General features: G+C 70.6%; 4 protein-coding genes. All 4 read right to left on the bottom strand.

From position 1 onward, the window contains the following. Positions 1 to 1,094 (bottom strand): MFS transporter (locus KUTG_RS62490; protein WP_052396206.1); only part of this gene is annotated, 1,094 nt, incomplete at its 3' end. 46 nt (positions 1,095 to 1,140) lie between these two features. Next, a complete protein-coding gene (locus KUTG_RS45955; RefSeq protein ID WP_052396205.1) occupies positions 1,141 to 4,056 on the bottom strand; it encodes a condensation domain-containing protein in 2,916 nt (971 codons plus the stop codon). A gap of 588 nt (positions 4,057 to 4,644) precedes the next feature. Further along, positions 4,645 to 7,932 carry a non-ribosomal peptide synthetase gene (locus tag KUTG_RS45950; RefSeq protein ID WP_198047567.1) on the bottom strand — a complete coding sequence of 1,096 codons (3,288 nt, stop codon included), beginning with the start codon at positions 7,930 to 7,932 and terminating at the stop codon, positions 4,645 to 4,647. Between the two features lie 4 nt (positions 7,933 to 7,936). After that, on the bottom strand, positions 7,937 to 8,565 hold a 629-nt coding region (locus tag KUTG_RS45945; RefSeq protein ID WP_043726220.1), incomplete at its 5' end, for a condensation domain-containing protein.

Here is an 8,565-nt window from a genome sequence, read left to right as displayed (position 1 = left end):
CCGCCGATGCCGGCGAAGGTCTGGGCGCCGAAGTAGGCGCCGCGCAGGTTCTCGGGGCCGATCCGGTCCACCACCGCGAACTCGGAGGGGGCCACGAAGGTCTCCCCGACCGAGAACACCAGCATGGCGACCACGAACTGCCACGCCGCCGTGCTGAACGCGAAGCCGGCCATGCCGACGAAGGTCAGCACGCCGCCGATGGTCAGCGCCTGGATCGCCTCGTACCTGGCCACGAACTTCGCGGCCAGCAGCTGCACGCACACCACGGTGATGGCGTTGGTGGCCAGCACCGCGGCGAGCACCGCCGTGGCGTCGACGACGTCCGCGGTGAAGCTCTGGGCCAGCAGCACGGAGATCCGGTTGTGCACGGACTGCATCAGGAAGGAGGCGATCAGGAACAGCAGCAGCCGGCGGTCGGTGGACAGGGCCTTGAGGCCACGGCCCAGCTCGCGCAGCCGGTCGGCGCCGGTCAGCTCGGCCGGCGCCGGGCGCGGCTGTGGCCGGTCGGAGCGGTTGCGCCGGATCACGAAACCCAGCAGCGGCACCACATAGGCGGCGTAGCAGACCGCCGCGATGGCGAACGAGCCGCGGTCGCCGGACACGCCGAACACCGCGCCCAGCGGCGGGCCGACCACGTAGCCCAGGTTGATGGCCACGTACTGGTAGGAGAACCACGTGACCCGGGTGTCCTGCGGCAGCAGGTCGCTGAGCATGGCCTTGCCGACCGGGCTGAACCCGCCCGTGCACAGGGCCAGCAGCGAGTTCGCCAGCAGGACCCCGACCACGCCGCCGGCGAAGTAGAAGCCCAGGAACGCCACGACCACGCCGACCAGGCAGGCGATGAGCATCCGGGAGCGGCCGAGGTGGTCGGAGAGCACCCCGCCGAGGAAGCCGCCGGCGATCGTCACGATCGCCGACGACCCCAGCACCAGGCCGACCACGTCGACGCCCAGCCCCAGCGAGGTTCTGAGGTAGATCGCCAGGAACGGCACGGTCACGCTGTTGGCCAGGCTCATCACGCACGAGCCGACCACCAGCAGTTTGGCCAGCATCGGTGCCGGCGTCTTGCCGGATGTCGCGCCGTTCTCGGTCACCCTGCTCCTCGTTCCCTGTTCCCCGTCACCCCGCCGCCCGTGCCCCTCACAGCGCCAACAGCAGCGCCGTCAGCAGTCCGTCCTGCTCGACCCGGTCGAAGAACTCGCCCCATTGCGGCGAGGCGATCAGGGATTCGGCGGCGGCGCCGTCGACCTCGACGGACTGCCCGGTGATCGACCGCCAGAGCTCGGTCAGCGCGTGGCGGTCCGTCTCGCCGAGCACCGGGGCCAGCCGCAACGGCTCGTCGGGGTGCGCGCAGAGGAAATCGAGCAGGCGCACCACCGCGTCGGTCAGCCGCTCCGCCGTCGCCGGTCGGAACAGCGAGGCGTCGTACTGGGTGCGCAGACCGAACTCGTCGTCGTCGATGAACTCGAAGACGAGGTCGAACAGGCTGGTGGCGCTGGGCAGCCGCTCCCGGGTGACCTCCAGCTCCGGGAAGCTGGAGGCGTCGAACGGGAAGGCGTCGACCGTGACGAAGACCTGCACCAGCGGCGGCACGCCGGGATAACGCGGCACGTCCGTCGCCTTCACGATCTCCTGGAACGGCACGAGCTGGTGCTCGAATCCGCTCAGTGCCACCGAGGACACCTCGGCCAACAGGTCGGCGCCGGTGGCGTCGAGGTCGACGCGGTAGCGGAACGGCAGCGTGTTGGCGAAGAACCCGACCATGGTCTCGGTGCCCGGCACGCCGCGGCCGGCGACCGCCGCGCCCAGCACCACGTCCGAGCGCTGCCCGATCTTCGCGGTCAGCACGGCCGCCGCCGCGTGGCAGAGCATGAACGGCGTGACCCGGCGGTCCCGGGCGAACTCACGCAGCCGTCGCGAGGCGGCAGAACTCCACGTCCTGCTCACGTAGCCCGCCTCGCGGGAGCGCTTGTCCTCGCGTTCGATGTCGGTCGCCAGACCCACATCCCCCTCGTAGTCGGCCAGCCGCCCCCGCCAGTAGTCGAGCGTGGCCGCGGCCCTCGGCGACTTGCGGAGGAACTCGCCCTGCCAGCGCGCGTAGTCGGCGTACTGCGCGGGCAGGTCGGGCAGGCGCGGCGAACGCCCCTCGCGGACGGCCGCGTACGCCTCCTGGACCTCGCCCAGCACCAGCCCGTTGGACCAGCCGTCGGAGATGATGTGGTGGTTGCTCCACTCCAGGAGGTGCTCGGTCGGCGTGAACCGGTACAGCCGCGCCACCGCGACCGGCCCGTCCACCAGGTCGAAGCGGCGCTGCCGGTACTCGCCCCTGACCAGGTCGAGCATCGCCTCGGGGTCTTCGGCCAGTCGCGGGCCGTCGACCACCTCGACGACGTCCAGCCGCACCCGCCGCTCCGGCGCCGGGGTCTGGTACGGGACCCCGTGCCGGCTGTCGAACCGCGTGGCCAGTATCTCGTGCCGGCTGGTCACGATGTCCACGGCGGCGCTGAGCGCGGCCGGGTCGAGCGGCCCCGAGAAGCGGATCAGGTTGCCGTGCTCGTAGGAGCGGTCCGAGGGATCGAACTCGTGCAGGAACCACAGGCTGGACTGGCTGTGCGCCAACGGGAACTCCGACATGCCGGCCGGTCGCGGCGGGATGCGCTCCGCCTCGGCGCGGCCGGACGTGTTCTCGGTGATGGCGACGCCGATGTGCGCGGCGAGTTCGCGTGCGGTCGGATGCTCGAACAGCGCCCGCACGGACAGGTCGATGCCGAACTCGTCACGCAGCCGGGCGATGGCCTGCGTGGCGTGCAGCGAATGCCCACCCCGCGCGAAGAAGTTCGAGTTCGGGGTGAGCGGGCCGACCTGGAGCACCTCGCCCCATGCCGCCAGCACCGCGGCCTCGATCGGGTTGGCGGGTTCCTCGGCGTCGCCGTCGGAGGTGTCCGGCGCGGCGAGCTCCCACGCGGCGAGCGCGGCGGTGTCGACCTTGCCGTGCGGGGTGCGCGGCAACGCCTCGACCCGCAGCAGGAAGTCCGGCACCGCGAACGAGGGCAGCACCCGGGCCAGCTCGCCGCGGATCTGCGCGGGCGTGACATCGGGATGCGCGGCGCGCGGGGCGAAGAACCCGACCAGTCGGCGGTCGTCGCCTTCGCCGCGCACGACCACGGTGCTCTCGTGCACCTCCGGCACGGCGGCCAGCGCGCCGGCGATCTCGTCCAGCTCGATGCGCTGGCCGCGGATCTTGAGCTGGTTGTCGATGCGGCCGAGGAACTCCAGCGCGCCGTCCTTGAGCCGACGGCCCCGGTCGCCGGTCCGGTACATCAGCGCACCGGCTTCGGCCGCGTAGGGATCGGCCACGAACCGGGCGGCGGTCCGTTCCTCGTCGTTGAGGTAGCCGGCGCCGACACCGACGCCGCCGACGTAGATCTCGCCGGGGCTGCCCACCGGCACCAGGTCGCGGTTCGCGTCCAGCACGTACACGGCGAGGTTGCGCAGCGGGAATCCGATCGGGACGGACGCGACGCCCTCGTCGGCCGCGCCGGTCACCTCGTAGTGGGTGCAGTCGTCGGACAGCTCGGTGGCGCCCCACATGTTCAGCAGCCGCGCGTTCGGCAGCAGCTCCCGGAAAGCGTTGGCGTGCCGGGGAACCAGCGTCTCGGCCTGCGACGCCACCCACCGCAGCGCGAACGGGGGGAACGCGGCGGCGTTACGCACCAACTCGGCCCGGATGACGTTGAGCACCGACGGCGTGACCTCCAGGACGGTGACCCGGTCCTGTGCCAGGTGACGCAGCAGCCGAGCCGGGTCCTGGCCGACGAGGTCGGGGTAGATGACCGTGGTCGCGCCGACGGCCAGCGGGGACAGCCACTGCCACACCGAGATGTCGAACGTGGCCGCGGCGTCCTGCGACACCCGGTCCTCCCGGCCGAGATCGAAGGCCTCGATCTTGGCCAGCACGTGGTTGGCCATGCCGTCGTGCCGGATCACCACGCCCTTGGGCTCGCCGGTCGAGCCGGAGGTGAACACCACGTACGCGGTGTCCCGTGCGCCCGGCAAGGGCCCCGTGTACGGCTCGTCTTATAGAGCCTCGCTAGCCCTGGGTTCAGTCCGCATTCCCGAGACCATTGAGAGCTGGTAGCGAGGTGTATGACGCGTACCAACTCCCTACCCTGAGCGCGCTGGGAACAGGCGTATACGCGAGGGGATACCCCATTAAAAGGCACCTGGCTCCCTTATTAAAGCACAACACTGGTAAGGGACTCGGCGCATGACTCGACAAGTTCTTCCCTCGTTACATTAGCATACCATCCCCAGATTCATTGGGGTGCGGTTGGAAAATCCAGCTGAGAACTGTCCTTGCCGCTACTACGGTTAAGTCATCGGACTCAGTGTCTGGAGGCAAATCCCAGGTTACTCAAGGAACCTTTTCGAGGCCTGTTACGTCTTGTTACTAGCTGAGTGTCCATAGGAGTGCAGAGCATTTTCATTCCTTAAAATCGCCAATGACGTTGGGGCTGATTGGTGGTTGACTCGACAAGGTCCCTTTTCTGCCAAAGTTAAAACGAGGACCAGGCGCACGATTCTTCCTAGTCGATGTGGATGGCAAGACAAAAGTTTCGATCCCGATCGCCCATGAAAACCCGCTCAGGTGCATGGACTGTAATAGTATTCAATCAGCAGGTCGTGCTGGCTCGGGATCGCGTTCACGTCCGCGGCCAGCGACGCGAGCGCGTTGCCGTACAGCTCGGCGATCATCCGCAGCTGCGGCTCGGTGACGCGGTCGAGATCGGCCTCGACGTCGAGGCTGAGCACATCGGTGAACGGGTCCTTGTTGAACTCGACCCGCAGCGTCAGGTTGGTCTGGTTGTAGCCCTCGGCGTCCACCACCCGGATGCCGGTGCCGGCCAGCGCCGCGTAGCCGTGGAAATGGGTGAAGTTGAACAGGATGTCGCTGACCTCCGAGGTGCCCATCAACCGGCCGACCTCGGCGTACGGGAAGCGGCGGTAGGGCAGCAGCTCGCGCTCCTTGGCCCACACCGCGTCGATCAGGCCGCCCCAGCTCACGCCCTGCGTGCGCAGCCGGTAGGGCACGACGTTGAGGTGGGTGCCGAGCACCTCGGTCGCGCCCTGGCCCTCCGCGCGGCCGTTGGACTCGACGCCGATCAGCACCTCGTCGCGCGAGTTGAGCACCGCCTGCACGCGGGTGTGGGCGGCCAGCAGCACGTGCTTGAGCGAGGCGTTCCTTGCCGCCGCCGTCTCCTCCAGCCGCTCGGACAGCTCCGGCCCGATCTCCACGCTGAGGAACCCGATCCGGTCGGCGTCCGCCTCCCGCGGGCCGTCGGCCAGGCGCGGCAACGACATCGGCCGGGCGTCGGCCAGCTCCGCGGTCCAGAACTTGATGATGTCCTCGTCGCGCACCGCCGCCTGCTCCAGGGCGACGAAGTCGGCGAAGCGGCGGGTGGGACGGGGCGCCTCCGGGCGCATCGAGCCGTTGGCGATGGCCCAGTAGTCGGTGAGGATCTCGCTGAGCACGGCCGACTCGCTCCAGCCGTCCAGCAGCGCGTCGTGGAAGCACATCCACAACACGAACTCGCCGTTGCCGAGCAGGTGCGCGGTGAAGCGCATCAGCGCGGGGCGGTTCCAGTCGTACGGGGTGCTCTTCTCGTGGTCCAGCCACTCGTCGAGGGCGGCGTCCTGGCGCCCCGCGTCCAGGTCGCTGATGTCCAGCACGGTCAGCTCGGCCGTGCCCGAGTCGTGCACCACCTGCAACGGCTGGGAGAACCCGGAGAAGTGGAACGAGGTCCGCAGGATGTCGTGCCGGGCGACGGCCCGCGCGAGGGCCGTCTCCAGCGCGGCCCGGTCGAACGGCGCGGACAGGCGGAACCGGAACACGTCGCAGTAGACGTTGTTCTCGGCCCCGAAGGCGCTGTGGAACAGCACGCCGGCCTGGAGCAGGGCGAGCGGGTAGGCGTCCTCCACGCCGGCGGTGGGCAGCAGGGCCCGGTCCGCCGCGGAGATCTGGCTGAACGGCTCGACGCCGGCCCGTTCCTCGCCGGACCGTGCCACCTCGGCCAGCGCCCTCGGCGTCTGGAGCTGGTAGACGTCGGCCAGCTCCAGCACGATCCCGCGCTGTTCGGCCGCCGCACACAGGTCGAGGGCCAGGATGGAGTCGCCGCCGACGGTGAAGAACGAGTCGTCCTCGGCCACCCCGTCGATGCCGAGCACCTCCTGGAACAGCCCGCCGAGCACCCGCGTCAGCGCGCCACCGGAGTCCTCGCCGTCCGAGGGCCGCGCGCTCGGGCGCAGATAACCGCCGGACGACGGCGCCGGCAGCCGGGCCTTGTCGAGCTTTCCGTTGCCGTTCATCGGAATCTCGTCGATCGGCAGCACGAAAGCCGGCTGCATGTAGCCGGGCAGCCGCTCGCGTAACGCGGCGAAGGCCTGGTCGGTGTCGAAGTCGTCACCGCGCACGATGTAGGCGACGATGCGCCCCGGCGTGTCCGCGGCCCGGCGCGCCCCGCCCCGCAGCAGGTCGCGCACGTGGCGGATCTCGGTGTGCGTGTGCCGGGACTTCACCACCGGGTTGGCGGCGGCCTCGGTTCCGCGCACGATCACGGCGGCGGCCACCACGCCGGGCACCGCCGAGAGCACCGACTGGATCTCGCCGAGCTCGATCCGGTGCCCGCGGATCTTGACCTGGTCGTCGGCCCGCCCCAGGTACACCAGCGAGCCGTCGGGCCGCTGGCGGGCCAGGTCGCCCGAGCGGTAGCCGGGCTCGGTGCCCCCGTCCGCGGTGGGCAGCTCGACGAACCGCTGCGCGGTCAGCTCCGGCCGGTTCAGATAGCCGGGCGCGACACCGGACCCGGTGACCACGATCTCGCCGACCTCGCCCACCGGCACGGGCGCCAGCTCGCTGTCGAGCAGCCGGAAACCCTGCCCCGGCAGGGCCCGGCCGATGATGCTGCCCGTCTGCTCCAGGTCCGCCCGCCGCACCTGGTGGTAGGTGGTGTGCACGGTGGTCTCGGTGATGCCGTACATGTTCAGCAGGACCGGCTCGTCGTCGCCGTACTTGGCGAACCAGCGCCGGCAGACGGCGAACCGCAGCTCCTCGCCGGCGACGATCAGCCAGCGCAGCGGCAGCCGGTCGGTGTGCCGCTCCTCCTCGGTGATCAGCCGGCTGAACGCGGTCGGCGTCTGGCAGAGCAAGGTCACCCGCTCGTCCTGCAGCAGCTGGCGCAGCGCCGCCGGGTTGCGCGCGATCTCGGAGCTGACCACGACGACGCAGCCGCCGGACAGCAGCGCGCCCCAGATCTCCCAGACCGAGTAGTCGAACGCGAACGAGTGCGTCATCGTCCACACGTCGTCCGGCCCGAGGTCGTACACCTGGTCGGCGGCGGTGAACAGGCCGATGGCGTTCGCATGGGTGATCGCGACGCCCTTGGGGCGCCCCGTCGTGCCGGAGGTGAAGATCGCGTAGGCATAGTCGGACTCCGCGATCTCGTAGGCCTCGGCCGGATCCGGCGCGGGGGCCTCGGCCAGCTCCTCGACGAAGGTGACCGGCACGGAGGCCGGGGCCGTGCGCGCGAGCCGTCCCGACGTGACCAGCATCGCGGGCTCGACGTCGGCCAGGATCAGGGCGAGCCGGGCCGGCGGCGACTCGGGGTCCAGCGGCACGTACCACGCGCCCGCGCGCATCGCGGCCAGCGCCGCGACGATCATGTTCTCGGACCGGTCGAGCAGGATCGCCACCGGTCGCCCCGCGCAGCCTTCCCGCCGCATGACCGCCGCCCACCGGGCCGAGGCCTCGTCCAACTCGCGGTAGGTCAGCGACCGGTCGCCGCATCGCACGGCGACCCGGTCCGGGAACCGGTTCGCGGTGGCGCCGAAGGCGTCGCCGAGGGTCCTCATGCCTGAGATCTGGAACGCGGACATCGATCTACCCTTCGGAGTCGAAGCGGAGCACACCGCGGCGGATGGCATCGCGCAGCCGGTGCGCGAGCGGCTCGTCGACCACGTCGCGCTGCCACACAAGGCGGAAAGCGAGCCGGTCGCGGTCGCGCGCGCCGTAGAGCGCCAGCGCGAACGCGGCATCGCGGGGCGGCAGGTCGAACGCCTCGACCTCCACACCGCCCATCACCTGTCCCACACCGCTCCACGGCGCGGCGAAGCCCTCGGCCAGCGGCAGGTCGTCGGCCGACTGCTGAAACGTCAGCGTGGCCTGGAACAACGGCGTCCGGTCGCCCCGCGACGCCGGGCCGAGCGCCCGGATCAACCGGGACAGCGGCACGTCGGCGCAGCGCAGCGCGTCGCGCAGCTCCCGCCAGACCCGGTCGGCCAGCCCGTCGCGGTCCGGCCGGTCGCGGAAGTCGCCGAGCAGTGGCAGCAGGTTGACGAAATAGCCGACGGTGCCGGCGAACCCGGGATCGTGCCGGCCATGGTGGGGAGTGCCGATCACCACCTGCTCGTGCCCGGTGCACTCGTGCAGCGCCCGCAGGTAGGCGACGGCGATCCCCACGAACGGGGTGACACCGCGTTTCCTGGCCCAGGCGTCGAGGGCTTGTGCCG

It is taken from the genome of Kutzneria sp. 744, assembly GCF_000568255.1.
Lineage (GTDB): Bacteria > Actinomycetota > Actinomycetes > Mycobacteriales > Pseudonocardiaceae > Kutzneria.
The sequence above is the reverse complement of the archived record's forward strand: the minus strand, read 5'-3'. Positions and strand labels throughout refer to the sequence as shown.